Genomic DNA, 24,717 nt, shown 5'->3' with positions numbered 1-24,717 from the left:
GCGGAGTTCAACTACGGCGCCACCACCAGCCCCTGCGTCGCCCTGAAGTAGAGCGTCCCTGATGGGGCTCGTTGTAAGTGGTTCTGACCGGAGTTCCGTAAAGAGCGAAGTTGGCAGCTACTTCCGGCGCTGGGCAATCGGATCTAGGAGTCGCAGGGCTTCGTTCCGGACTCCCTCGTCGTCATCGACGACCAGTTCCTGAAGCTGCTTGACGAGACGTGCCGTGCGTTCCACGGTCATCCACCTGGGGTTGCAGTCCACTGCCGCGCTGAGCTCGTCCAAGGCATCGGTCGACGCCGCGCAAGCGAGTGCGGGCACAGTGCGCAGTCCGCTGGAATTCCCTCGTGCCAGCAGCGCCTCGGCAGTTTCCTCGATCACTCCTGTGTCCTGGTTGTCGAGGAGGAGACGATGAAGGACGTGGGTGAAGCCCGCGAGCTCTGCTGATGCTGCAAGGCGCCGCCCTGCTGCGGCCCTTACCGACCATGAAACGGAATCAGCGTCCCTGATCGCCGCCACGTGCTCGTCGTCAGGCCCGATGGTTCCCACGGATACAGAATGGCAGGTGAAGGCGGCACTGACCTGGTATTTCTTGCCCTGCAGGTGAGGCTGGCCATCACGTTCGCAATCAGCCCTACGCTTTCGGTCTCTTTCGCGCGGGGACCGGCTCGCGGCACTCTGCCGACCGTTCGTGCAGCGCCACACGGACCAGGAAATCAGCGAGGGGCGCGCCGGGCTTCGATGCCTCCAGGCGCAGGGCCTGGCAACCGGGGCAGTTCTTCTTCGCCAAAGCCTTCCTGCGATGGGAGCAGCCGGACAGGACGCGCTCTCCCCCGCCGGTGATCCTGCTGACGCTGCCGCCGACACCCCGGCCTCCTGCACCGGGTGGCTGTTGCGGGGCCGCCGGAAAGCGTGTCACGTCGCGAGGGCAGGTGAAGCATCCGGGTTTGCCCAGCGGCCCAGACCTTTTGTGAAGGTAGCCGGACCGGGTGACAACGGCGATGATCTGACGGCCCGTTGTCTGGTTGGCCCTGCAGAATCCGACGGCCGCACTTGCCATGCGCCCTCCCCGTGCCGTGGTTCACCGCCGATTCCGGCCCGGCCGGCTGCCCGGCGCGCCGACCAAGGCGGTGAGAATTCCCCGAATTCGGCGCGCCGCCAGGTGCTTGAGGGATGCGTCGTATTACCTCTGCAACTACACGAAGTCGATCTGCTGCAGATCGACTCCACTTCTCTCCATCGGAGATGACATGCACAAGCTTCGCAAGGCCGCCGTGCTGGTCGCTGCCCTCGGCAGCCTCGGAATGCTGGCCACCGGCACAGCCCAGGCACACGACGGGGGCCACGGGAAGCGCGGCGACCACTTCAACATCGGACAGAGCACCACCTGCAGGTCGCACGACCTGAACCTCAACGTCCTCGGCCAGGTCGGCATCCTCAACGGCCTGCTGGGCAACGGACTCAACGGCGAAGGCAACCCGAGCTCGCAGCAGACCTCCATGGGCTCCAGCATGGGCTGCAACAACACCGCCTTCAGCAAGTAACAGTCACCATCGGCTTCGATGCCCCAGCCACCAGCCGGGGCATCGAAGCCGGTGCCCCCCCGGAGCGACTCCGAGGTGAAAACCTCCCGCAGTTGGCCGCCAGATTGCGGAAGGTTCGGCGGTGATCGCTGTTCGCGTTGCGCTGCACGGTGTTGCCCAGGCATGGGCCACTTCGGAGGTGTTCACCGCGCCGCCGGCCCCGGACGGCCTTGCCGAGTTCCCCGATCAAGCCATTGACCTGGCGAGCCGGGCAGTTGAGCGAAGGCATCGCCTCTCCTGCTGGATCTGCGTCCGACGGACTCCTTCATTCCCGGTCGGTCACAGCGACCCGCTGTACGACTATCCACCGCGGCTCTCGTCAGCGGGACCTGACAGCATCGGCGTCGTAGACGACACTCACGCCCACGGTGGGCGCGACGAACACGGGAGTAGGAACATGAACCGCAGCGACCTGGTGACCACGCTGGCCCACCGCGCCGAGGTGACCCGCAAGGACGCCGACGCCGTGCTGGCCGCTCTCGCCGAGACCGTCGGCGACATTGTCGCCAAGGGCGACGAGAGGTCACCATCCCCGGCTTCCTGACCTTCGAGCGCACCCACCGTGCCGCTCGTACCGCTCGTCACCCGCAGACCGGCGACCCGATCAACATCCCGGCCGGCTACAGCGTGAAGGTCTCCGCGGGCTCGAAGCTCAAGGAAGCCGCCAAGGGATAGCAGGCAACCGTCGCGAGCTGCGATTGGCATGGTCGTCTCGCACAGTGATCGTGGCGTTCTGGCCCTTCGCGAGGGTTGGTACCTGCGTTCCGCGGCCGGTCAAAGGTCGCGGTCCCCTCAGCCCGTGCCGGTGAGCGGGACGTCCGGCAGACGATCACCGGTATGGGGTGCCGGCGGGGCGGGCTTGCGCTGGTGCTCGCTACGGGCTGTCTCCAGCAGGCTCCTCCAGGACGTGACCGTCGGCCGGCGCCGCAGCAGGGCGCGGCGCTCGCGGTCGGTCATCCCGCCCCAGACTCCGAACTCGATCCGGTGGTCCAGTGCCTCGACCAGGCACTCCAACTGCCCTGCACATCCTTCGCACACCGCCTTGGCACGGTGCTGCTGCGCCGCCTCACCGAACAACTCCTCCAAGTCGGCGCCCCCGCAGGCGGCACGGGTCCTCCAGTCGGGTAATGCGTTCACGAACCCCTCCCCTTCGTCATCTCCCGCTGCCCGGCTCCCCCGTATTCCGGACGGCCCGATCAGGACGGCCCGCGTCACTTGCTCTGCCAGCAGGATCGTGCCGCCGCGTCCAGACATCGTGTCCGACCGGCGCCCGGCCCAGGACACCAGAGGCGCGTCCCCAGCCTGGCACACCCACCTGAGCAGCCCCTTCACTCACTCCAACTGCGCAGAATGAGACAGGCTCAAGAGCCGTGTCAGAAGGGCTGCGGTAGGCGCCACCTGCCCTGTGTGACGTGGGTGTGTGTCTGCCCTCCATGTGGAGGGTGTGGCGGCGAACCGGAGGCATAGGTGCACGTCAACGTGATCACGCTTCCAGCGTTTGGGCAAGGGCCCCAAGCCGACGTTGCTGCTTCCTTGATGAGAAGCCTGGCATTGACGGCGTTCCCGGTTAATTGCGACAAAAACCAAGCCTTGGACTAGACCAAAGACCTCCTGTACAGTCCGAGGCTCGATCCGATGCTTTGCACTGACAATGCAATCTCTTGACCATTCCTATGGGGGGACTGGATGCATTTCCGTGCGGCCGTCTGCGGCTGGACAGCGCCTTCGTGCTGGGCCGAGACCCCGTCCCGGGTCTGAGCGGAGTCCGCCAACAGGGACGGCCTCAAAGCAAGTTGGGAACTTTCCGCGCATGTTTGCGAGACATGTCCTGCCTGCCGTAGCTCTAGGCGTCGCAGCGGTCATATCCGGCGTGGCGCCGGCATTCGCCGTAACGGCGCTGCCGGCCCCGGGGGGGGGATCACCGAGCCCAGCCCCGAGTACCGACGACCGCGATCCGGCCCTCAAGGCGATCGAGGACTTCTGGACCCCCGAGCGGATGGCTCAGGCGAAGCCGGTGCAGGGACAAAGTGTGAAGGCTGCACAGAACTCCCCTGCAGCCAAAAAGGGTTCGTCCGAGGAAGTGCGTCAGGTCGGTACCTTCTTCTTCGAGACGGACGCGGACTACCGGTTCTGTACCGGCACCGTGGTGGCATCGCCGGGCAAGGACATCGTCTCCACGGCAGCGCACTGCTTCGACGGTACTGAGCCCAAGTCCAACCTCGTGTTCGTACCGCAGCACCGGCCGCAGGATCCCGCACCACACGGCAAGTTCGTGGTCCGTGCCGAGCAGATCTTCATGGACGCGAAGTATGCGGAGCCGGATGGCGACCACAAGTACACCGATCTCGACTTCGCGTTCCTGAAAGCCGAGCCGCGCTCCGACGGCAAGCGACTCGAAGACGTGGTGGGCTCGATTCCGCTGGCCCTGAACGCCGGGTTCGACCACCCGGGCACCCGGGTGATCGGCTACCCCCGGCTGCCGGGCATGCACGGCTACAAGCCCAAGCAGGACCCGCTGGACTGCATCACGACAATGAAGAAGTTCACGACAGGTGACAAGACGGACAAGGGCAAGGTCTGGAAGGGCGGTTCGTTCGCCCAGGTCGACTGCGACGGCTATGTGTCCGGTACTCCCGGCGGCCCGTTCCTGATCGACACCGGTGGAGGCAAGCGCGGGCTCGCAGGCGTCACTGGTGGTTTCGAGACCGGGGGCCACAGCCCCAACACCTCGTACTCCTCGTACTTCGACAACAATGTGAAGCGGGTCTTCGACGCCGCCGTGGCCGGCACCCAGCCGCCGTCGAACGTGCTGCCGGACGCAGAGATGTGGAAGCATGCCAAGGACATCGCCAACGGCTACTTCACACTCGCCGGAGCGGTCGAGGACGACCGCATGGACATGTTCGTGCTGTGGACCGACGGCGAGCTGACGATCTACCGGGGCGCGAGTCAGCGCGAGAACTTCTTCGACAAGGAGTTCAAGGTCCAGGGGCCCAACAAGTTCTGGGCGGACCACGCCGTACAGGTGGTCGCCGGCGACTTCACCGGGGACAGCGGCTCCGACCTGATCGTGCGCTGGACCGACGGCGAGGTGACGCTGTACCCGTCCGTGGACGAGAAGGGCTTCCACGGCGAGGTACAGCTGCACAAGCCGGAGCCGGACGACACCTGGAAGCACGCCGCCGCGATGACGGTCGGCCGCTTCGGCGGCAACGACAAGGCGGACGACCTCGTGGTCCGCTGGACCGACGGCGAGGTAACCATCTACCAGAACACAGGAACGGCACTCGGCCGACAGATCATCGCCGTGACGCCCAAGACCCCCCGGGCGGAGACTTGGAAGCACGCGGTCGAGATCGGATCCGGGGACTACACGGGCAACGACGGCTGGGACCTGATCGTGCGCTGGTCGGACGGCGAAGTGACCAACTACGCGGACTTCGACGGTGGAGGCACATGGAGGGAGAACAAGTGGTACGCCCCGAATGAGCTGTTGACCCATGCAGTCCTGGTGACTGGAGGTGACTTCTCCGACAACCCGTACGCGGACGACACCATCATCCGCTGGACGGACGGCGAGCTGTCCCTCTACACCGACGGCGACGAGAAGGGCCCGGGCAAGGACAACCCGCTCGTCACCCCCAAGAAGTAGCGCACACGGTGCCCGGGCGAAACGTCCGGGCACCGTGGCCCACGTTCTGATTGGACAGTCATGCACAGCCGAAGGCTCACTCTGCCGGGCGTCACTCTCGTGTGTCTGGTGACGCTGGCCGCCTGTGACAGCGGCAATGGCGGTCACCCGGCCCATTCCCGCTCGGCGACAGCGCAGCCGCAGCCCTCCGGAGGGCCCGGTACCTGCGATGAGACGAAGCCGAGCGAGGCCGGCTCCTGGAAGTCGGTACTGGCGGAGTTCCGCGACTACTTGAAGCTGTCGGGGGCTACCGAGCTGACCGAGCACGTCAAGGACGCCAAGCTCCGCGACTGCCCGGGCGGCGACAGGGAGGCGAACGTCCTCACGGACTACGACCCCCACCTCGAAGCACCCAACGTGGACGCGGAGACGAAGAAGAGCGCGGACCGAGTCGCGCACGCATTCACCACGTGGCGGGACGAGAAGTTCCACGACGAGGGATGGGTGTACGTCATCAACGGCGCGGTGGAGACCGTCACCAAGCGGCCGTGGTGACAACGAGGACACCCCTCGGCGTGCAAGGCCAATGTGAGGAAGCCCGCAAGGGTGTCGGCCGCGTGGTCGCCGCGGTTGATCGAGGTGTGGTCCAGTGGCTGGCCGGGGACCCACGTCATGATGGTCCAGTGCTTGGGGAAGCGCTCGGACGGTTCGCCGAACCGCACCGGGGTCGGCACCGGGAGCGGCAGGCGCGGGGCCAGCACGGGTAGCCACCGCCGCTCCTTGAGCTGGAGCTCCGGGGTGGGGTCCATGCACTGCATGCGCACAGCCAACTCGTCCCCGAGGCGCCACATTTGGTTGCCCCACCCACCCGCCACCTCGCGGATGGCCAGCCCTGCGAGGTCTGGATGCTGTTCCTGCAGCAGGTCGCGGACCAGGTCCGCGGTGATCTCGATCTCGGCGTCGGCCATGCGAAGCCACACTACTGGGGCAGGATTGTGGCTTCGCTCGTGATCCGCGACTGGCTAGTGGATGTCTGAGCCGGTGGCCGACGGCGGTACCTCGACGACGAAGAACAGGAAGTTGGGGTTGGTCGACAGGTCCTGGAAGCCGTCCGGGAACAGGTCGCGGGCGGCCGGGTCGGGCTGCGGCTCGCTGATGGCGGAAAGACGGAAGCCGGCGTCGGCGAAGGCGTCGGTCATCGCGTGCAACGGCCTGCGCCACAACTCCATCGGGACTGACTGCCCGTTGAGAGTCCAGTCGAAGGTATAGCTGGTGGTGGCGTGGTAGTCGGGTCGGGGATCCCGGTGCGCGTACGCCGTGAAAGGGTGGCTCACCGACGCGATCAGCCGGCCGCCGGGCCGGAGTACCCGCCGCAACTCGGCCAGCGTCGGCGCCCAGTCCTCCAGGTAGTGCAGCACCAGCGACGCGACCACGTCGTCGAACACGCCGTCCTCGAACGGCAGCGGGTCGCACAGGTCGACCATGTGCAGGGCCATGTCGTCGCCGAGCCGCCGCCTCGCCAGCGCCAGCATCCCGGCGCTGACGTCGATGCCAGTGACGACGGCACCGTGGTCGCGTAGGGCAGAAGACAGGAGGCCCGAGCCGCAGCCGGCGTCCAGGATCCGACGGCCCGTTACGTCTCCCGCCAGGGCCACCATTGCGGGCCGCTCGTAGTACGCGTTTACGAGGCTGTTCTCGTTCTCCGCTGAATACGTTGCGGCGAAGCTGTCGTAGTCGTTCGTCTGGTCCCGATCTGCAGACTGCATCGTCGCAGCCTAGTAATCACGTGATCCGCCGGACAGGCCCCCACGCACCGGCCGCCGCCTGACCGCCTTCCATCCATCTCACTGCGATGTCCTACACCCCAGCTGCTCACGCTCGAAGTCGCTGCCGTGACCGCCCATCGCTGCTCACGCCCTGTTGCTTCCTGAAGCTCTTCGGCTGTGGACCTGGCCTGCGAGGACGACACCCTCGCAAGCCGGGTCAATAACAGGCAAAGGAAGCGAGATAACGCAGGAACTGGACCCCGTCCTCCGCGGCTTCGACCACATCAACGACAGCTGATCCCGCCCCTCCCCCCCCCTCCCCCCCCCGGGGGCATGCCGAAGGGGAGACCTCCGATGCGGCCCGTGCCTGATCGGCTGGCCGTTCGGCATCTCCCCTTGGCTGTCGCCGGATCTCCGGGCCGACTGGTCAGGAGGCCACGAGTTCAGCCCACTGGTCGGCCAGGTCGGGCCCGGGCTGCGGAATGGGGCCGAAGTCGTCGAGTTGAGCAATGTCGAGCTCTTCGACAGCGTCCTTGACCGCAGTTTCGAGTAACGCGTGGTTGTCGGTGGGCAGCTCGTAGTGGACGGTGACGCTCATCGGGGATTCGGTGCCGGTGACGACCTCGTGCGGCACGGGCATGTACTGGCACGGCTCGCTCTGCAGCAGGGCGAGCTGCCGAGCCCAGTACTGAGCGTCGCGCAGCTCGCCGCGCCGCAGGTGGAGCAGGTAGAGGCACAGGGCGCTGGTGGCGTTGCCGGCCCCGGCAGCGAACTGCCACCAGAACTGGGCTCCTTCTTCCTTGTCGGCGAGGACGAGCAGGCAGGCGAAGGCCAGGGCCCCGCCTGGGTCGCGCGCGGTGTCGAAGCGGGCGATGCGCCGGGCGGCGTCCTCGTCGAGGATGATGCCCTGGCTCAGGGTCCGCAGGTCTCGGGCCGCCCGCTCGTGCAGTGCTGACGGGGCGTGCCGTACCCGGACGGTGCCCGGGCTCGCCAGCACTTGCATCCACCGGAACTCCCCCAGTTCCTGGGTGATCCGGCGCCGGGATGCCTCCCGGTCCTGGCTGGTGTACTCCCCCTCGAAGACCCGTGCCCGGGCCAGGGCTTCCTCGATGCTGCGCTCTCGCCGCATCTGCCCATCACTCCTCATCGTCGGTGTCCTCGTCGACGCCCAGCCCCAGCTCGGCAGCGAGCCGGCGCTTGGCGGTACGGCGGATGGAGCGGACCGTGGCCTCGCGGATCCCCATCACCAGAGCGGTGGTCTTGGTGTCGAAGTCCAGGGCGAACTGAAGGACAATGACATCGAACTGGCGCTCCGGAAGCCGCGCCATCGCGGCAAACAGGCCCATGGTCTCCTCCAGTTCCGTGATCTGCTGACGGAACTGCGCGCGGAAGCTGTCCAGGATCGGGTCGGTGGCCGCACATACGGCGCGGGCGAATGCCAGCGTCTCGGCCGCAGCCGGGTCCCGGCCCTTCATCGCCAGCTCGGCCCACACTCGTTCTTTCAGCAGCACCCAGGCGTAGGAGCTGATGTTCTCCTGCTCCGTCGCCGCGCCCCACACCACGGCCAGGTAGATAAACGTTCCGTCAACCAGGTCGTGCGCGGCTTCGTCATCGCCCAGATGGATGCGCGCGTACTCCAGGTAGGGCCGGTGGTAACGGGCGTGGAACGCCCAGAACGCGGGCGGCATGGCCTCACTCGGCTCACGCGTCGCGTATTCCGCGGGGTCCTGCGGCGGCTCGGTCATCACCGCTCCCCCTCGTCCAGCGGGGCGGCACCGGGGCGGGCCACCGGTGTCTGACGTTCGATCAGAGTCGCTGCTCCTACGCGGACTCCGGCGCCGAGCAGGCGCCGCAGTGCCGACCGCGCATCCGGCGCATACGCACGCGCCGCGGCCGCCGAGGCCAGCAGGAAGCTGGCAACGTCGTAGTTCACGATGGTTCAAGGCCCTTCGCCTTCGGTCAGCACCGCGTTGAATTGCCATCCCCGCAGAGCCCGCTGTGCCTGGAGCCTCGTTGCTCCTGGGAACAGATAATCGGGTGGGTCCCCCGAAACGTGCAGAGCCCTGACATTGACTTTTTAACGGACGGTAGCATTCCGGTTACAGCAAATCCCGTACGGTCGTTCGCAGTTGACTTCACCACGACGCGCCACCCTGCCCCGCCCGCCCCGCCACCGCCCGCGACCTGGGCAGCGACAAAACAAGGCCAACGGTCAACCAGACTTTGCGCAAAGTGCCCAACTGTCGACCGAACCCGGAACGTGACCCAGATCACGCACCTGGAGCTGGCCAGGCCGCGACCTCAGGCGGCGCGGCGGACCGATGTCCACGAGTACTAGCTGACCGGCCATGATCCGGTGCGCGGCCCTTCGGTCTGCCAGCCATCCGCCGACGGCCAACACGCTCGCCGCCACGCCCCCAGCGTGAACGGCGCCGATGCAGCCGACTTCCAAGGGCAGGAGCCAGGGCAGCAGCTCGGGTGTGGCGTGCAGTTCGTCGTAGAAGCCGAGGCGGAGATCGGCGAGTTCGCCCTCGCAGAGCCAGTGGTCGAGCGCATCGCTCAGGTGCAGGTCTGACGCCTCGGTGCGAGTTTCGGCCCACGCGGCCAGCCAGGGGGCGAGGGTGCCCGCGGTGACCGAGAGCGTTTCCAGTACGTGGGTGATGTGTCCGGTGCTCGGGTGGGCGTGCAGAGCTGAACGCCACCAGGCATGCCGTACCCTCTCCACGGCTATTCGCTCCGGTGCGGGCCAGGCGCCCCAGCCGGCGGCGAGGAGCCGGGAGGCGATCATCGCGTGGTCGAACCGGCCGGCGGTCAGGAGACGTACGATCCGGGGCGTCAGCCGACGGTACAGGCCAGGGAAGTCGTCCCAGTGGTCGGGCGTCTCATGCGCGACGGAGAAGATCAGCTCATCAGGCACCTGGTGCACGGGACCGGCCAAGGCTTCGAGATCCGCATCGGTGTAGCAGTGGGTGCAGCCGCCCACGGGAACCGATGGCTCGGAGAGCGGCGCGAAGGCGGCGTCCAGGACATCGAGTGAGTCATGAAACCGCTGTTGTGGGTCGATCATGAGGTGCCTGACAGGACTCCGTCCGGACACGCCGGAGAAGAGAACGACGCCACCACGGGCATTGCCCCACCCAACCGCCGGACGGCTGCTCCCCCAAGCCGCACACAAATATCCAAGACCGCTTAGCTTCACTGTGACCGCCGCCCTTGGCGGTGCGGATCGACCAGGATGCAGGTTATGCGCACACCACTGTTGGAAGCCAAGGTTGAGCCAGTTGGCCACGTCGTGTCAGGCCTCGTTCACAGCGCGGTGGACCGGCTACGTACCAAGAGGTTCTGCGTCCCCAGGCCGATCGCCAGATATGCGTAGAGCGACACACCGCCCAGCACACCGACCCCGGCCACATAGTCAACCCACAGGCCCGGTCCGAGGTGTACGCCCACCGAGACCAACCACAATCCCGTAGTAGCCGCCGTCCCCTTGCGCAGCACTACGCCCTGATGACTTCTCGAGCGGCACAGGTCGTCAGATCCCGTGAGACTGCCGTACGCGGCTGATGACCGCCTCGCGCTGCCCCGCCCGTATCGTCCCTGGGCATGCGTGTCCGCCCCAGGGGGCTCCGCCCATGGCATGGGTGCCCAGGCCCCGCCCCTTCGAGGAGTCGGTCACCTCGAGCGGCCAGCTGTGCTCGCGGGCGCCCCACGCGTAGACGCGGGCGACGGCATCGACCTGCGCCGTGGTGAGCGGTTTGCCGGCAAAGCCCGAGGTCTCTATCGACACCCATTCGGCGTTGCCCGCGCTCTGCGTCCAGGCCTGGTCCTGGACCGATACGTACTGCTCGATCTCGCCCGCTTGCGACACCCAGAAATGGGCTGAAGACCGTGTCGCGGGGTCGGAGAACCGCTCGAACAACGACCCTTCACCCTCCTGTACGTGCAGGACCAGACCCAGTTGGCTCGTCCGCCCGCCTCGGCTGAAGTTCTCTTTAATCGGCTTCTGGATGATGCCGGGCATCCATCCGAGGGGTGGGGAGGCGGGACCGGTCAACCCGGAGACGGGCCGCTTGGCAACGTCGGTCTCCGCAGAGGCTGGGGTCTGTTGCGCCGGCGGTCCCTCCCAGAAGAGGACGCTCGCCGATGCAGGAGCGAGGAGCAGACCTCCCCCGAGGATGAATACGCCGCGCCGGGTCGGTCGGCGATGCATCCGTGTCACGGGTGGCTCCGCGACGGTGTGCCGAGGGGTGCAAGGCTGTTGCAGGGGGTGGACATGCCGTCCAACGTGACCCGCGAATGTGATGACCGCTTCATGGCAATGTGATGAAGAGATGACAGCTCGGTCGAATACGAGGGTTGAGGCTGGCCTACGGTCGACGGCGGGGGCCAAAGTCCGTTTCCTGATCTGTATGTTGAGGGGTTCGGGGCTTTGCCCCCCCTCGAAAGGCTTGCCCAACGCTGTCGTAACCAATACAGTTACTACACGGCCGGAGGTGAGGTGAGGACATGAGCGCCAACAGCAGACTGACCGTTGCCGCACACGCCCTGACCTGGATCGGCCTGTATCAGCGCCGCGGCCACGAGGTCGCCACTTCCGAGCAGATCGCAACGAGCGTCAATACGAATCCCGTGGTGATCCGTCGCCTGCTGGCCCAGCTGCGCACGGCCGGGCTGACCGACTCGCGCAGGGGTGCCGGCGCCGGCTGGATGCTGTCACGGGACCTGTCGGCGATCACCCTGCTCGATGTCTACGAAGCGGTGGAGTCGGGGCCGATCTTCGCCCTGCACCGCGCCACGCCCGACCCCGAGTGCGTTGTGGGCCACGGCATCGGGCCAGCCATGGCGGCCGTCTATGACGGGGTCGAAGCCACCCTCCGCAAGGAGCTGGCGAAGACCACGCTCGAGGACGTACTGCACGACGTACTGAAAACCACCTAGCGTCGACCGACGGCCTCCCCGGCTGCGAAACGGCGCTTCCCGCGCCCAAAAATGTAACAAACATTGTTACGTCAAGAATGATCCGGGAGGATCTCATGGGACAGCTGGACAACAAGACCGCCCTGGTAACCGGGGCCTCCACCGGCATCGGCCTGGCCATCGCCCGCCGATTCGCCGCCGAAGGAGCCACCGTCTATCTCACCGGCCGCCGCAAGGCCGAGCTGGAGGCCGCCGTCGAGCAGGTCGGCAGCCGCGGCATCGGTATCCAGGGCGACGTGTCGCAACTCGACGACCTCGACCGGCTCTTCGCCGAGATCACCGAGCGCAGCGGCTGTCTCGACATCGTCATGGCCAACGCCGGCGTCGGCGACTTCGGCCCGCTCGGCAAGATCACCGAGGAAGAGGTCGACCGCACCACCTCCATCAACCTCAAGGGCACCATCTTCACCGTCCAAAAGGCGCTGCCGCTGCTGTCGTCCGGCGCCTCGGTGATCCTGTTCTCCTCCAGCGCAGCCCTGCGCGCCACCCCGGGCCTGGGTGTCTACGCCGCAACAAAGGCCGCGATCCGCAGCCTCGCCCGCACCTGGGCCGCCGAACTCGCCGGCCGCGGCATCCGCGTCAACGCCCTCACTCCCGGCCCCGTCACCACCCCCGGCGCCGACGAGCTGCGGGCCGCAATCCGGCAAGGCGATCAGGCCACCGAGTCCGCCGCGCCGACCCCGCTCGGCCGCACCGGACACCCCGACGAGGTCGCCGCCACCGCCCTCTATCTCGCCGGGGACCAGAGTTCCTTCACCACCGGCGCCGAACTGTTCGTCGACGGCGGCGCCACCCAGCTCTAGACCGGAACCACGCCCAACGACTGGGGGCACGGTCTTCACGGCGTCTTCCCCACTCGCCCGGCTCGGGTCCCGGCGCAGTGAGGCCACGTGGGAAGCGTCGGCCTGGCGGCGCCGGGCACGGGCATTGGGCGTCCTCGATCGGGAGCCGGCCCATCTTCCCTCCCGGACAGCCGAGGGTTCGGGGAACGCGCGGCGGCTGGTGCCGTTCGCCGATCCCCTCCTGCGCGTATGGCAAGTGCTGTACGTTGGGGGTATGGGTGAGAAGACGGAAAAGATCACCATCCGGGTGAGCCCGGAGACCGCGGAGCGGCTCAAGCTGCGTGCCGAGGCGGAGAAGACCACGGTCACCGCACTGCTCACGGAGGTCGCCGAGCGCGATCCGCGTCTGGAGCTGGCAGCGGCCCGCTTCCGTGAACTGCAGAAATCGAGCCTGGTCGAGGAGTTCGCGGCCGCGTTCCCCGACGAGGAACCCGATGCCCCCGACCGCTCCGGCACGAAGGCCGCCTGACCGGTGCCGCCCGAGCTCTACATCGACGTGGCGTGGCTGCTGGAGCAGCAGGCCGCGTTCCTCCCCAAGGCCCTGGACGTCAGTGACTTCTCCAGCCTGGTCTCCGCGGTGGCACGCCACAAGGTCAACACTCCACGGCTCGGCTACCTGCCCGATGCCTCGTGGCGCGCGGCGGCGCTCTTCCACGAGATCGTCAGCGTGCGGCCGCTGCCCGCACGCAACCCGACCTTCGCGGCGCTCATCGCGATCTCCTACATGCAGGCCTCCGGCGAAGGGCTCGCCGAGCCGTACGGCGGCTTCATCGACCTCGCCCGGGACGTACGCGCGGGAGCCGACGTGTTCACCTGCGCCGAGAAGATCCGCCGCTGGCGTTTGTGACCACGCTGCTCGTCAGCATCGTCGGCTCCAGCGGGAGCGGGCACAGGTCTTCGCCGTCGAGGCCTGGGTCTGCGTATGCGATGTGCCTGTTCCGCCAACGGCCAGCGGTCTTCCGGGAGTTGCCGGTCTGCTGTACGGTCCGCGACATGCTCGCCCGCTCGCGCACGCCGTCCCCACGGGGGTGGAGCCGCTGGCTCGTGCCGCCCGCCGCGCTCTCCATCCACCTCGCCATCGGCCAGGCGTACGCCTGGAGCGTCTTCAAACCGCCCCTTGAGTCCTCGCTCGACCTGTCGGGCACCGCGTCCGCCCTGCCGTTCCAGCTGGCCATCGTCATGCTCGGCCTCTCCGCGGCCTTCGGCGGAACCCTCGTGGAGCGCAACGGGCCCCGGTGGGCGATGGCCGTCTCGGCGGTCTGCTTCTCCTCCGGGTTCCTGGTCGCCGCGCTCGGCGCCGCCACCCGCCAGTACTGGCTCGTGGTCCTCGGCTACGGCTTCATCGGCGGCATCGGACTCGGCATCGGCTACATCTCGCCGGTCTCCACCCTCATCAAATGGTTCCCCGACCGGCCGGGCATGGCCACCGGCATCGCCATCATGGGCTTCGGCGGCGGCGCCCTCATCGCAGCGCCCCTCTCCACCCAGCTGCTCTCCTCCTTCGGCTCGGACTCCGCGGGCATCGCACGGACCTTCCTCGTGATGGGGGCCGGCTACGCGGTCTTCATGACGCTCGGCATACTCCTGGTGCGGCTGCCCCCGGACGGCTGGCGGCCCCCCTCCCCACCGGCGAACGCGGCCCCGGCCGCCACCGGCCAGGTCTCCGCCCGCAACGCCGTGCGCACCCCGCAGTTCTGGTGCCTGTGGGTGGTGCTCTGTATGAACGTGACCGCCGGAATCGGCATCCTGGAGAAGGCCGCGCCGATGATCGGGGACTTCTTCGCCGGTACGGCGTCACCAGTCGCGGCGGCCGCCGCCGCGGGCTTCGTCGGTCTGCTCTCGCTCGCCAACATGCTCGGCCGCATCCTGTGGTCCTCGGCCTCCGACGTCCTCGGCCGCAAGAACGTCTACCGCGGCTACCTCGGCATCGGAGCGCTGATGTACCTGCTCATCGCGCTCACCGGCAACGCCTCGAAGCCACTGTTCATCGTCTGCGCCGCCGTCATCCTCTCCTTCTACGGTGGCGGCTTCGCCACGATCCCCGCCTACCTCAAGGACCTCTTCGGCACCTACCAGGTCGGTGCGATCCACGGCCGGCTGCTCACGGCCTGGTCCATCGCGGGCGTCCTCGGCCCGCTGATCGTCAACGCCATCGCCGACGCGCAGAAGAATGCCGGACGCACCGGACCGGACCTCTACAGCACCTCCTTCTTCATCATGATCGGGCTCCTCGCGGTGGGTTTCGCGGCCAATGAACTGGTACGCCCCGTCCACCCGCGCCACCACGAATCCCCGTCCGCCGAAGGCGAGTCGACGCTCCTCGCCCCGGAGAAGGGAGCGCTGTCATGACGGTCCGCCAAAAGGCCCTGTTCGCCGTCGCCTGGCTGTGGGCCGGTGTGCCGTTCGCGTACGGCATGTACGAACTGGGGCTCAAGCTCAAGCAGCTGTTCACCGGATCTTGAACAACCCCACCACCCGTGCGATCGCCCCTCGTCGGGCCCTTCAGCCGGTGAGCCTCCCAACTGGGCCACCGGGGAGGAATGTTGCGATTCACATCGACACCGAAGCCGACTCTACGAGGACGCCCTGAGCACGCTGCAGGCTGCATACGGCCGGACCGGTGATCCCCATCCGCATGACGCTGCGCACGCTGCCCCCGGGCGCATCTGGTTACCGCCCGGCGCATATGGCGGGGCCCTGGTCTCCGGCAGATGGCGGACGGGGCTTGTGGAGCCCGGCCTCGGTCAGCACGCTTGGCTCCATGACCCCACCCGACCCCGCTCCGGTCCGGTCTCCCGGCGCGGCCCGGCCACCCGGACCCCACCGCGCACTGCTTGCGGGATCCGTCGGCAACTTCATCGAGTGGTACGAGTTCGGCGTCTACGGCTATCTCACCACCGTCATCGCCGCACGGTTCTTCACGCCCGAGGGAGGCAGTGAGACCGAAGGCCTCGTCAGGACGTACGCGTCCTTCGCGCTCGCGTTCTTCTTCCGGCCCGTCGGGGCCGCCGTGTTCGGAAGGCTCGGCGACCGAATGGGCCGCCGGCCCGTGCTCGTCCTGGTCATCTGCCTGATGACCGGCGCCACGACCCTCATCGGCGCGCTGCCGACGTACGCGTCCGTCGGCGCCGCCGCACCCTGGCTGCTCACGGTGCTGCGTGTCGTCCAAGGGCTGTCGGCAGGTGGGGAGTTCGGGGGCGCCGTGGCGGTCATGACGGAGTTCGCGCCGCCGGGGCACCGGGGACGCTACGGGGCGTGGCAGTCATTCACCGTGTCGATCGGTCTGCTCGCGGGCGCCGGCACCACGGCGCTTCTGGCGACGGTGCTGACCACCGCGCAACTGGACGGATGGGGATGGCGACTGCCGTTCCTGCTCACGCTGCCACTGGGAGTCGGCGCCCTGTGGCTGCGTCTCCACCTGGACGAAACGCCCGCCTTCGCAGCCTCTGCCGTGACGAAGGAGAGCGAAACTCTGAGGCATCCACCCATTGGAGAAACAGTCAAAGCGATCGCGCTGGGCATCGGACGGCTGACGGGGTGGTCGGCCGCCGGATACACCTTCCTGGTGGTCCTGCCCTCCTACCTCCAGCACACCGCGAACGTCTCGTTCCAGCAGGCGCTGCTCGCCACCGTGCTGGCGAACGTCGGCTTCGCGGCCACGATCCTGCCCTCCGGCGAGCTGAGCGACAGGATCGGACGACGACCGGTGATGCTGGCCGGTGCGCTGCTGGTCGCCGTGTTCGCGCTGCCGCTGCTCAACCTGGTACAGGACCCGGGCACACCCTCGTACGTGAAGGGGGCCCTGCTCCTGGTCGCGGGCGCCGCGGTCGGCCTGATGGCCGGGCCCGGGCCGGCGATGCTGGCCGAGATGTTCCCAACCACCGTGCGCTACACGGGACTCGGGCTGGCATACGCCCTCTCCAACGCCGTGTTCTCCGGATGCGCCGGCCTGATCATCACCGAGGCCATCGAGCGGACCGGGGACGCGGACATCCCCGCGTACTACGCCGCGGCAGCCTGCACGGTGAGCCTCGCCGCGCTGCTCACACTGAGCGGAGACGCCCACCGAAGGAGCCTGCGGTGAACGCCCGGCACGACAAAGGCCCCCCGGCCAAGGCCCCGCATACAGCCGACTCGCGCCCGGACAGACCCCGGACGAACGCCCTGCGGGTGATCGGCCTGATGTCCGGAACCTCGTACGACGCCATCGACGCCGCCGCAGCCGACGTGGCCCTGGAAGGCAGCACACTGGTCCTCACCCCGCTGGGCACGATCAGCACACCGTACGGAGACGAACTCCGCGCGGAACTGGCCCGGTCGCTCCCACCCGCCGGCACCGACCTGGCCACGGTGTGCAGGCTCGATACGCGCATCGGGCAGGAGTTCGCCGCGCTGGCCGTCCGGGCCGACGCCGAACTGTGCGACGGGCGGGCCGACTTGATCGCGTCGCACGGGCAGACCGTCTACCACTGGGCCGAGGCCGGCCGGGTGCACGGAACCCTCCAGATCGGCGAACCGGCCTGGATCGCCGAGGCGACGGGCCGTCCCGTCGTATCCGGCTTCCGGACCAGGGACGTGGCAGCCGGGGGTCAGGGCGCGCCTCTGGTGAGCATCGTCGACGTCCTGTGGCTGCGCGGCCGTCCAGGCGTGCCCGTCGCGCTCAACCTGGGTGGTATCGCAAACGTGACGGTGGTGCCGCAGGGAGCGGCCGGCTCGCCGCTCGCCTTCGACACCGGCCCCGCCAACGCGCTCATCGACGCGGCCGCAAGAGAGCTGGCGCGACCCGACGCCTCAGGCTCGGCCCCCTCCATGGACACCGGCGGCGCGCTCGCCGCACGGGGCAGCGTCCACCAGCCACTGCTTCACCGGCTGCTGGACGAGCCGTACTACGCGCTGCCCACCCCCAAGACGACGGGCAAGGAACTGTTCCACTGGCCCTATCTGCGCACCGCGCTGGCTGCGTGCGGGCCGGTGCCCGTCGAGGACGTCCTCGCCACGGTGACCCGGCTCACCGCACGGACCGTCGCCGACGCCCTCCGGCCCTTCGGCGCCACAGAGGTGATCTCTTCGGGCGGCGGAACCCGCAACCCGGTGCTGATGCGGTGGCTGGCGGAGGAAATGGCCCGGCACGAGGACGCCGGCCCCAGCGTGCTGCGAACCTCGGACGAGCTCGGACTGCCGTCGGGCGCGAAGGAGGCCTACGCCTTCGCGGTGCTCGGCTGGCTCACCTCTCACAGCCTCCCGGGAACGATCCCCACCTGTACCGGCGCGCGCCACCCCAGCGTCCTCGGCTCGATCACCCCCGGCAGACCAGGCCGCGGGCTACCGCAGCCGCCGACGTCACCACCCACCGAGCTGATTGTCCGCCCCTAGACGCGGCCCGATCCCGCTGGGGCCACGTGCGCCTCGTCCGGCCTCCAGCGCCATCACAACACCCCCAGGAATGAGCGGGAGTTCGACAGGGAGCGCGCCCACCCCGACCCCGGGCCCTGCCCGGCCCACCTTGATCTTGGCTAGCAGCTGTACCTCCTTGCCTGCCACTGCGAGACCCTGCCTTGCCCGGCCCCGAGCACCTTGCGGCGGGCGCCCTCACGCCGGGACTGCCGTCCCCGTTCCCGTCCCACCCGCTGACCGGCGGTTTGCCCAGCCTCGACAACCGAAGCCTGGCCGCCGTCCACCGGACCGACAACGCGGTCCGGCTGATCAACGTCAGCGAAATTGGCCATCCGGCCGAGGTGACGCGGCTACTGGTATCCGGCTCCCGGATCTACGCGGTGGCCTTCTCCACGGACGGCCACCGGCTGGCAGCGGGCGTGGCGGACGGCAAGGCCCTGCTGTGGAACGTAAGCGGTTCGGTTACGCCCCACGCTCGACAGTCGGCTCTTCGCCATAGCCACCAGCGCACGCCGCGCCCCAGAACCAACCACTGCCACCACCTCGCACATTCACAGCCCTGCCCGGCCATCTCTGGGCCGTCCGTGAGGAGCATCGGGCCCGTGGTCTTCTTGTCGTCGGTCGGCGGCAGGTGGAGGGTCAGGCTGTCGCCGGTGAAGGAGTCGAGTGCGTCCAGCAGGAAGGGCGGGTTGAACACCGACGGGCGGTCCTTCAGCGTCTCCGCGGTGCCGTACGTGAACACCACGGGGACCTCCACTCCGCGTACACGGGCCTGCTGGTCGACGTCCCCGATGCGCGGGGGAAGGTGAGCGAGCGGTCCTTCCACCCGAACACTCCGGCCGTGTAACGGTCGGCGCCCTTGGCCTTGATGAACGCTGCCGCCTTCCTCACGGCGCGTACCAGGGTGGTCCGTTGGATGCGCAGGGAGGCGGAGGGCTGGGTGGGGAACAGCTTGACGGGCTTGGGCAGGCTTCCGTCCAGCGGGCGCAGAGTGAGGGTGACTCCCCATGGGTGGGGGCGACGCAGGTGAGCGCGCCCGGGGCGCCTTCCACGATGCCAATAGCCATAGCGCCCCGGGTTACACCGTGCCAGTGCTGCGGTCTCTGCGGTGCCCCGATGTGTTCTGCGGTGTAACCCCGCCCCCTATCTCCAATGTGAGTTCGCGGGACGCCGGTCGTTGCCCGGCCCTGGGCGCCCCGCCCAGATGAAGAGACGAGAGTCATGAATCTGCACGTTCACCGCCGCACGTCCCGCATGCTGAAACCAGCCGTCCTGAGCCTTGCAGGCCTGGGCACGAGCATGCTGCTGGCCGCCTGCGGAAGCCCCGCCCACCCGGCCGCGCAGCAGACCGCGCTGTCCCCCGGGCCAGGACAGTCGCTGGCCGGGACGCCCGGCTCCACCGCCACCGGCCCGCTCACCGCCCCAACCGCCATGCCGGGTATGACCATGAGCCCTCCCGCCCAGAGCGGCTCCGCCGCCAGCGCCCCGGCGCCGGTGGGCGGTGACACGGTCGCCATCAAGGGCTTCGCGTTCGCCCCGGCCGCGCTGGTCGTCCAGGCGGGTACCACCGTCACCTGGACCAACCGGGACGCCGACGCCCACACCGTCACCAGCCAGGGAACCGGCGGCCCGTTGAAGTCCGCGGCCCTCAGCACGGGGCAGAGCTACTCCTACACATTCACCACCCCAGGCACCTACGCCTACCTGTGCACCATCCACCCCTTCATGACCGCGACCGTGACGGTGACCAAGTGACCGACACCCCCCACAGCCCCGCCGACCCCGCCGCCCACCAGTCCGGACCTGCCTCCGAGCACGGCATGAGCCGGCGCCAACTGCTCCGCCACGCCGGATGGTTCGGCTCCGCCGTCGTGCTGACGGCAGCGGGCGGCGAGGTCGTCAGCCACATCGCTCACGACCAGGACAGCACCGCCGCAGCCGCCGTTGCGGCGGATGCCAATGCCCTGCGGTTCGTCCAGGTGTCCGACAGCCACATCGGCTTCGGCGGCCCGGCCAACGCCGACGTGACCGGCTCGTTCAATCAGGCCCTCGAACAGATCAACACCCTGGGGTTCCGCCCCGACTTCGTCATGCACACCGGCGACCTCACGCACCTGTCCACCCCGGCCCAGTTCGACCAGGTCCAGCAGATGCTCGGCGGCGTCCGCACAGGCCGGGTGTTCACCGTCCCCGGGGAGCACGACTCGGTCGGCGACGCCGGGCGCGCCTACCGGCAGCGCTTCGGCGCCGGCACCTCGGGCGAGGGCTGGTACTCCTTCGACACCCACGGCGTCCACTTCATCGCCCTGGTCAACACCCTGAGCCTGGAGAAGCTCGGACACCTCGGCACCGACCAGATCAACTTCGTACGCAGAGACGTCGCAGGGCTCAAGTCCGACACTCCGATCGTGGTGTTCAGCCACATCCCGCTGTTCGCGATGTACCCGAAGTGGGGCTGGAGCACGGACGACGCGCTGCAGGTCCTGGCCCTGCTCAAGCGCTTCTCCTCGGTGACCTGCCTCAACGGCCATGTGCACCAGCTGTTCAGCAGGACCGAAGGCAACGTCACCTTCCACTCCGCCACAACTACCGCCTACCCACTCCCCGCCCCTGGCCATGGCTCGGCGCCCACTCCGCAGGTCCTGCCCGCCGGGCAGCTCAAATCCGCCCTCGGCATCCGCAGCGTGACCTACCGGCAGGGCACCGCCGCCCTGGCCATCACCGACGAGAGGCTGGCATGAAGAGCACACTCGCCCGGACCATCGTCCTGCGTACCGGACTCGCCGCCACCCTGGCGGCCAGCGGATACATCCACGCCCAGCTCTACATCACCGGCTACCGCTACATCCACGTCATCGGCGTGATGTTCCTCCTTCAGGCCAGTGCGTCCTTCGCGATCGCCGCTCTGCTGCTGATCGGCGACTCCCTGCTGATCCGGCTCGCCGCCGCGGGAACGGCCGCCGGAGCCCTGGGCGGATTCGCCGTCTCCCGCACCACCGGCGTCTTCGGCTTCGTCGAACGCGGCCTGCAACCGTCGCCCCAGTCGCTGATCAGCATCCTGGTCGAAACCGCCACCCTGCTCCTGCTCGCACCCGCGCTCATCCGCACCCTGCGACGCCCGCGGACAGCCAGGGCCTGAGGATCTTGCCATGGGTGTGGCGGCGTTCGAGTCCGGTGTATGCCTCGCGGACCTGCGCCAGCGGGTAGACGCTCGCGATGGGCACCCCAAGGCGCCCATCGGCGATTCGGGCGGCGAGCTCGGCGAGCACCTTCGCGCCCGGACCCACCGCGGTACTCTCCTGCCCCGGGGCCCGGGCCTTGACCCTGGAGTTTGGACACCGGAGAGACTTGGATCTTGATGGTCCAGGAGAACGGAGTCCCTGTGGGGATGAAGCGTTCCCCGCCGAGTTCAAGATGGACGCGGTCGCGTTGTACCGGTCGAGGCCGGGAGCGACGATCAAGTCGGTCGCCGCCGATCTCGGAGTGAACACCGAGACGCTGCGGAATTAGATACGGGCCGCCGACGGACGCCGTTCCGGCGCCCAGTCGACGTCCCCGTCGGCCGCTCCGACACCGGACTCGGCGGAAGTCGCGGCGTTGCGCAAGCGGGTCCGCGAGCTCAAGGAAGAACGGGACATTCTGCGCAAGGCTGCCCGGTATTTCGCGGGCGAGACGCGCTGGTGAACCGCTGCCAGTTCGTTGAAGATCACCAGCGCCGGTCCGGCGTCACGCGGTTGTGCTCGTTGCTGGGGATCGCCCGCTCAAGCTTCTACTACTGGCGCCGCACCGCTGCGACCCGCGCGGCCCGCCAGGCTGCCGATGCCGAGCTCGCGACCCGGATACGCAAGGCCCACCAGGACTCCGACGGCGCCTACGGCGCTCCGAGGATCACCGCCGAACTCCGCGACGAGGACGGCCTGGTGGTCAATCACAAGCGGGTCGCGAGGATCATGCGGGCCATCGGGATCGAAGGAGTCCGCCTGCGGCGCCGGCACCGCACCACCGTCTCCGATACGGCCGCGGCGAAGTTCCCGGACCTGATCGGCCGCGACTTCACCGCGGCGGAGGCGAACACGAAGTACGTCGGCGACATCACCTACTTGAGCGTCGGAGCACTTCGGCATCCGGCCCTCGCGTTGCTGTGTGCAGTCGTCTCGGCGGTGCTGACCGGGGCTCGCTCGCTCATCGCGATCAGCGAGTGGATTAAGGATGCCCCGCAGCATGTGCTGGGCGTCCTCGGCTTCGCTGCCGATCCACTTACTGGTGTACGGCCGGTGCCCCACGCCGCAACCGTGCGCTGCCTGCTGCAGCGTGTGGACGGTGACGCGCTGGACGCGGCGATCAGCGCGTATCTGCAGGCCAGAACGCCACCCCCGGTTGAGCCGGAGACGGAGAATGGGCCGGCGCGACGGGTGATCGCGGTCGACGGCAAGGTGGTCCGCGGATCGCGAAGCGCAACGGCCGCGGCGATCCAGCTGCTGGCGGCGATGGACCACCACGGCGTGGTCCTGGCCCAGCGCCAGATCGCTTCCAAGACCAACGAGATCGCCTCCGTCGCGCCGTTGCTGGACGGTCTCGGGCTGGAGAACACGGTGGTGACCGCCGGCGCCCTACACACCCAGCACGACCACGGGGCCTATCCGATCAGTCGCGGTGCGCACTACGTGGCCGTCGTGAAGAAGAACCATCCAGGCCTGTACGCCCAGGTCGGGAAACTGCCCTGGCGGGACATCCCGCTCGGGCACCGCACCCGCGACCATGCCCACCAACGCGACGAGATCCGCCGGCTCAAGGTCACCGCGTTCAGCCACCTCGACCACCCCGGCGCCCGCCAGGCGATCCAAGTCGTACGGTGGCAACGCGACTTGAGCACCGGGAAGCTGACCGTCGAGCACGTCTACCTGATCACCAGCCTGAGCGTCTTCGACACACCTGCACCGAGATCGCCACCTGGATCAGAAGCCACTGGAGCATCGAGAACCTCCTGCACCACGTCCGGGACCGCACGTTCCGCGAGGACGAGACCCCCTGGTTCGAGTACCACCGCCGGCCTCTCCGAAGCCACCGACCCGACCCACTTCACCGCCGAACTCGGCCCCCTGCCCGTCGGCTTGGAGCGGCCCGCCTTGCAGACCCCGATCCGGCTCAACGACTTCCTCCACCCCGCCGAGGACGACGTCGGAGATGACGAAGACCGCTGCCGCCCTGGCACTGAGCAACACCGCGACAGGCCCGGCTGCCGCCAGAAGGGATCGTCTGTACCGGAGGACCTCGCCCTCGGGCAGTTCTGGTGCAAAGAGGCCCGGATCCATATGGATCCGGGCCTCTTCAGCAGTAGCGGGGACAGGATTTGAACCTGCGACCTCTGGGTTATGAGCCCAGCGAGCTACCGAGCTGCTCCACCCCGCGTCGGTGAACCCAACCCTACGCCACCTGCGGCGAAGCCCTGACCACTCGGGCTCGCTCTACGCATCCTTCGCCTTCTCCTCGAAGACCTGCAGGGCCACCTGATCGCCCTCGAAGGCGCGGGCGGCTCCGGCGTAGGCCTCGATGTGGATGAACGCCTCGACGATCTCCTCCCGAGTCACCCCGTTGTTGAGCGCGATGCGGAGTTGGCCGCGCAGCGGTTCCAGGGTGCCGAGCGTCGCCGCGATCGTCACCGACAGGAGGGCTCGGGTGCGGGTGTCCAGGACGTCGGTGCGCGGCCACGCGTCGCCGAAGGTGTGCACCGTGGCGAGGCGCTTGAAGTCCGCCCCGTTGGCGGGCTCGCCCACGCCGGGTTGGAGGAACCGCTCCAGCCGCATGCCGAGCAGGCGCTCGGCGGTGTCGAGTGCGGCGGCGTAGTCCCGCTCTTCGTCCTGGTCGGCCATCCTGCTGCCCTTCGCATCGGCCCCGGGGGCCCGAGGGTAACTCGGAACGGCCCCCACGGGTGGGCCGAGGAGAAGCGTGCCTTCTGACGACGGCCGCCCCGGGCCAGAGCGGGCCCTTGGTTGAAGACTGCTGCCCTGGAGTGACCGCCGACCACCTCCAAGGTTGTGCTTTGGGGCCGCGAGCACTGCTCGTGTTGAGCCTCGCGGTGGGATGCTGGGTGCGAGTGCCCGGGACGGCCGCCGCCCTTGGCTGAAGGAGCGGCGGCCTCATCCGCGCGGGGAACGGTGAGCTCCCCTCCAACGTCCCCCGCGCGAGGCGCCCTTCCGGCAGCGGGGATGCGGGAATCCCCGCCCTGAAGTCACCGGACGGGCATGGGCTGGAGCCGCGGAGTCGATGCTGCGGCTCCAGCTGGCCTGTCTGTCCGGGTGTCGGTGCCGCCTCGGGGTCTGGGAGAGCAGCAAGTGCGCAGTCACCACCCCCAGCACTGCCAGTGGGTGGACTGCACCGCTCTGCGGGCAGCGTAGGCCGGATACGCCGACGCCGGAACCTTGCCCCGTGGCTTTCGGCCATGTAATCGATCCTGGTAACAGCCGTTCACCACCAGGCCCCGCCATGGAGGCGATTACGACCCAGATCCCAAGCATGGTTCCTGTGTG

General features: G+C 68.4%; 27 protein-coding genes, 1 tRNA gene and 2 pseudogenes. 17 read left to right on the top strand and 13 right to left on the bottom strand.

Annotation, left to right across the window (positions count from 1 at the left end):
- Positions 1-117 precede the first annotated feature (117 nt).
- Positions 118-546: a hypothetical protein gene (locus OHA17_RS39005; RefSeq protein WP_406510488.1), complete on the bottom strand. Its 429-nt coding sequence runs from the start codon at positions 544-546 to the stop codon at positions 118-120.
- Between the two features lie 701 nt (positions 547-1,247).
- Between OHA17_RS39005 and OHA17_RS39000 the strand changes: the two genes are divergently transcribed.
- On the top strand, positions 1,248-1,541 hold the full coding sequence (locus OHA17_RS39000; RefSeq protein ID WP_406510487.1) for a hypothetical protein: 294 nt from the start codon (positions 1,248-1,250) through the stop codon (positions 1,539-1,541).
- A 436-nt stretch (positions 1,542-1,977) separates the two neighbouring features.
- Positions 1,978-2,255 (top strand): annotated as a pseudogene (locus OHA17_RS38995) (HU family DNA-binding protein).
- A 117-nt stretch (positions 2,256-2,372) separates the two neighbouring features.
- Here the strand turns inward: OHA17_RS38995 and OHA17_RS38990 are convergent.
- Positions 2,373-2,717: a WhiB family transcriptional regulator gene (locus OHA17_RS38990; protein WP_406510485.1), complete on the bottom strand. Its 345-nt coding sequence runs from the start codon at positions 2,715-2,717 to the stop codon at positions 2,373-2,375.
- 943 nt (positions 2,718-3,660) lie between these two features.
- On the opposite strand from OHA17_RS38990, the gene OHA17_RS38985 reads away from it, so the two are divergent.
- Together OHA17_RS38985 and OHA17_RS38980 are read left to right on the top strand one after the other, a co-directional pair.
- The gene (locus OHA17_RS38985; protein ID WP_406510484.1) at positions 3,661-5,232 is read left to right on the top strand and encodes a trypsin-like serine peptidase; all 1,572 of its coding nucleotides are present in this window, start codon (positions 3,661-3,663) and stop codon (positions 5,230-5,232) included.
- Between the two features lie 60 nt (positions 5,233-5,292).
- On the top strand, positions 5,293-5,766 hold the full coding sequence (locus OHA17_RS38980; protein WP_406510952.1) for a hypothetical protein: 474 nt from the start codon (positions 5,293-5,295) through the stop codon (positions 5,764-5,766).
- Between the two features lie 14 nt (positions 5,767-5,780).
- Here OHA17_RS38980 and OHA17_RS38975 read toward each other — a convergent pair.
- Positions 5,781-6,179 (bottom strand): annotated as a pseudogene (locus OHA17_RS38975) (phosphotransferase); the annotation flags it as partial.
- On the opposite strand from OHA17_RS38975, the gene OHA17_RS38970 reads away from it, so the two are divergent.
- Positions 6,117-6,248: a hypothetical protein gene (locus OHA17_RS38970; protein ID WP_406510951.1), complete on the top strand. Its 132-nt coding sequence runs from the start codon at positions 6,117-6,119 to the stop codon at positions 6,246-6,248. The pseudogene OHA17_RS38975 and the gene OHA17_RS38970 sit on opposite strands and share 63 nt — an antisense overlap.
- On the opposite strand, the gene OHA17_RS38965 is transcribed toward OHA17_RS38970, so the two are convergent.
- The 6 genes from OHA17_RS38965 to OHA17_RS38940 all read right to left on the bottom strand — a co-directional run bounded on the left by OHA17_RS38965 (position 6,234) and on the right by OHA17_RS38940 (position 10,998).
- A complete protein-coding gene (locus tag OHA17_RS38965; RefSeq protein ID WP_406510483.1) occupies positions 6,234-6,977 on the bottom strand; it encodes a class I SAM-dependent methyltransferase in 744 nt (247 codons plus the stop codon). The two genes, OHA17_RS38970 and OHA17_RS38965, sit on opposite strands and share 15 nt — an antisense overlap.
- A 427-nt stretch (positions 6,978-7,404) precedes the next feature.
- Positions 7,405-8,106: a hypothetical protein gene (locus tag OHA17_RS38960; RefSeq protein WP_406510482.1), complete on the bottom strand. Its 702-nt coding sequence runs from the start codon at positions 8,104-8,106 to the stop codon at positions 7,405-7,407.
- Between the two features lie 7 nt (positions 8,107-8,113).
- Positions 8,114-8,722, bottom strand: coding sequence for a sigma-70 family RNA polymerase sigma factor (locus tag OHA17_RS38955; RefSeq protein WP_398881932.1), 609 nt, complete (start codon positions 8,720-8,722; stop codon positions 8,114-8,116).
- Positions 8,722-8,910 carry a hypothetical protein gene (locus tag OHA17_RS38950; RefSeq protein ID WP_053730694.1) on the bottom strand — a complete coding sequence of 63 codons (189 nt, stop codon included), beginning with the start codon at positions 8,908-8,910 and terminating at the stop codon, positions 8,722-8,724. Before OHA17_RS38950 ends, OHA17_RS38955 begins: the two co-directional genes overlap by 1 nt.
- A gap of 279 nt (positions 8,911-9,189) precedes the next feature.
- Positions 9,190-10,044 (bottom strand): hypothetical protein, encoded by an 855-nt coding sequence (locus OHA17_RS38945; protein ID WP_406510481.1) that lies wholly within the window; start codon positions 10,042-10,044, stop codon positions 9,190-9,192.
- Between the two features lie 465 nt (positions 10,045-10,509).
- On the bottom strand, positions 10,510-10,998 hold the full coding sequence (locus tag OHA17_RS38940; RefSeq protein WP_406510480.1) for an N-acetylmuramoyl-L-alanine amidase: 489 nt from the start codon (positions 10,996-10,998) through the stop codon (positions 10,510-10,512).
- Positions 10,999-11,483: 485 nt separating this feature from the next.
- Between OHA17_RS38940 and OHA17_RS38935 the strand changes: the two genes are divergently transcribed.
- The 7 genes from OHA17_RS38935 (at position 11,484) to OHA17_RS38905 (ending at position 18,169) form a co-directional block, all read left to right on the top strand.
- A complete protein-coding gene (locus tag OHA17_RS38935) occupies positions 11,484-11,915 on the top strand; it encodes an Rrf2 family transcriptional regulator (protein WP_398881928.1) in 432 nt (143 codons plus the stop codon).
- Between the two features lie 95 nt (positions 11,916-12,010).
- Positions 12,011-12,757 (top strand): SDR family NAD(P)-dependent oxidoreductase, encoded by a 747-nt coding sequence (locus tag OHA17_RS38930; protein ID WP_406510479.1) that lies wholly within the window; start codon positions 12,011-12,013, stop codon positions 12,755-12,757.
- A 253-nt stretch (positions 12,758-13,010) separates the two neighbouring features.
- Entirely contained in the window at positions 13,011-13,265 is a 255-nt protein-coding gene (locus tag OHA17_RS38925) for a hypothetical protein (protein WP_406510478.1), read from the top strand.
- 3 nt (positions 13,266-13,268) lie between these two features.
- The gene (locus tag OHA17_RS38920) at positions 13,269-13,643 is read left to right on the top strand and encodes a toxin Doc (RefSeq protein ID WP_406510477.1); all 375 of its coding nucleotides are present in this window, start codon (positions 13,269-13,271) and stop codon (positions 13,641-13,643) included.
- Between the two features lie 146 nt (positions 13,644-13,789).
- A complete protein-coding gene (locus OHA17_RS38915; protein WP_406510476.1) occupies positions 13,790-15,145 on the top strand; it encodes an OFA family MFS transporter in 1,356 nt (451 codons plus the stop codon).
- 412 nt (positions 15,146-15,557) lie between these two features.
- Positions 15,558-16,880, top strand: coding sequence for an MFS transporter (locus tag OHA17_RS38910; protein ID WP_406510475.1), 1,323 nt, complete (start codon positions 15,558-15,560; stop codon positions 16,878-16,880).
- Between the two features lie 80 nt (positions 16,881-16,960).
- Positions 16,961-18,169: an anhydro-N-acetylmuramic acid kinase gene (locus tag OHA17_RS38905; RefSeq protein ID WP_406510933.1), complete on the top strand. Its 1,209-nt coding sequence runs from the start codon at positions 16,961-16,963 to the stop codon at positions 18,167-18,169.
- Between the two features lie 394 nt (positions 18,170-18,563).
- Here OHA17_RS38905 and OHA17_RS38900 read toward each other — a convergent pair whose 3' ends face one another.
- Positions 18,564-19,016 (bottom strand): hypothetical protein, encoded by a 453-nt coding sequence (locus OHA17_RS38900; protein WP_406510474.1) that lies wholly within the window; start codon positions 19,014-19,016, stop codon positions 18,564-18,566.
- A 395-nt stretch (positions 19,017-19,411) separates the two neighbouring features.
- Here OHA17_RS38900 and OHA17_RS38895 point away from each other — a divergent pair, with 395 nt between their 5' ends.
- Genes OHA17_RS38895 through OHA17_RS38885 form a run of 3 tightly spaced genes read left to right on the top strand, consistent with a single transcriptional unit; the run spans position 19,412 to position 21,329 of the window.
- Positions 19,412-19,945: a plastocyanin/azurin family copper-binding protein gene (locus tag OHA17_RS38895; protein ID WP_406510473.1), complete on the top strand. Its 534-nt coding sequence runs from the start codon at positions 19,412-19,414 to the stop codon at positions 19,943-19,945.
- Positions 19,942-20,931, top strand: a complete 990-nt coding sequence (locus tag OHA17_RS38890; protein ID WP_406510472.1) for a metallophosphoesterase family protein — start codon at positions 19,942-19,944, stop codon at positions 20,929-20,931. The genes OHA17_RS38895 and OHA17_RS38890 overlap by 4 nt, the downstream gene beginning before the upstream one ends.
- Positions 20,928-21,329, top strand: coding sequence for a hypothetical protein (locus OHA17_RS38885; protein ID WP_406510471.1), 402 nt, complete (start codon positions 20,928-20,930; stop codon positions 21,327-21,329). Before OHA17_RS38890 ends, OHA17_RS38885 begins: the two co-directional genes overlap by 4 nt.
- Here the strand turns inward: OHA17_RS38885 and OHA17_RS38880 are convergent.
- Positions 21,289-21,477 carry a zinc-binding dehydrogenase gene (locus tag OHA17_RS38880; RefSeq protein WP_406510470.1) on the bottom strand — a complete coding sequence of 63 codons (189 nt, stop codon included), beginning with the start codon at positions 21,475-21,477 and terminating at the stop codon, positions 21,289-21,291. The two genes, OHA17_RS38885 and OHA17_RS38880, sit on opposite strands and share 41 nt — an antisense overlap.
- On the opposite strand from OHA17_RS38880, the gene OHA17_RS38875 reads away from it, so the two are divergent.
- Entirely contained in the window at positions 21,407-21,700 is a 294-nt protein-coding gene (locus OHA17_RS38875) for a transposase (RefSeq protein WP_406510469.1), read from the top strand. The two genes, OHA17_RS38880 and OHA17_RS38875, sit on opposite strands and share 71 nt — an antisense overlap.
- Before the next feature lie 233 nt (positions 21,701-21,933).
- Positions 21,934-23,544: an ISAs1 family transposase gene (locus tag OHA17_RS38870; RefSeq protein ID WP_406510468.1), complete on the top strand. Its 1,611-nt coding sequence runs from the start codon at positions 21,934-21,936 to the stop codon at positions 23,542-23,544.
- Here the strand turns inward: OHA17_RS38870 and OHA17_RS38865 are convergent.
- Together OHA17_RS38865 and OHA17_RS38860 are read right to left on the bottom strand one after the other, a co-directional pair.
- Positions 23,526-23,599: transfer RNA gene (locus tag OHA17_RS38865), tRNA-Met, on the bottom strand. The two genes, OHA17_RS38870 and OHA17_RS38865, sit on opposite strands and share 19 nt — an antisense overlap.
- 56 nt (positions 23,600-23,655) lie before the next feature.
- Complete coding sequence (locus OHA17_RS38860) at positions 23,656-24,060, bottom strand: carboxymuconolactone decarboxylase family protein (RefSeq protein WP_406510467.1); 405 nt, start codon at positions 24,058-24,060, stop codon at positions 23,656-23,658.
- Positions 24,061-24,717 lie beyond the last annotated feature (657 nt).

It is taken from the genome of Streptomyces sp. NBC_00212, from assembly GCF_045206365.1.
GTDB lineage: Bacteria > Actinomycetota > Actinomycetes > Streptomycetales > Streptomycetaceae > Streptomyces.
This window is presented reverse-complemented; position numbering and strand designations above follow the sequence as displayed.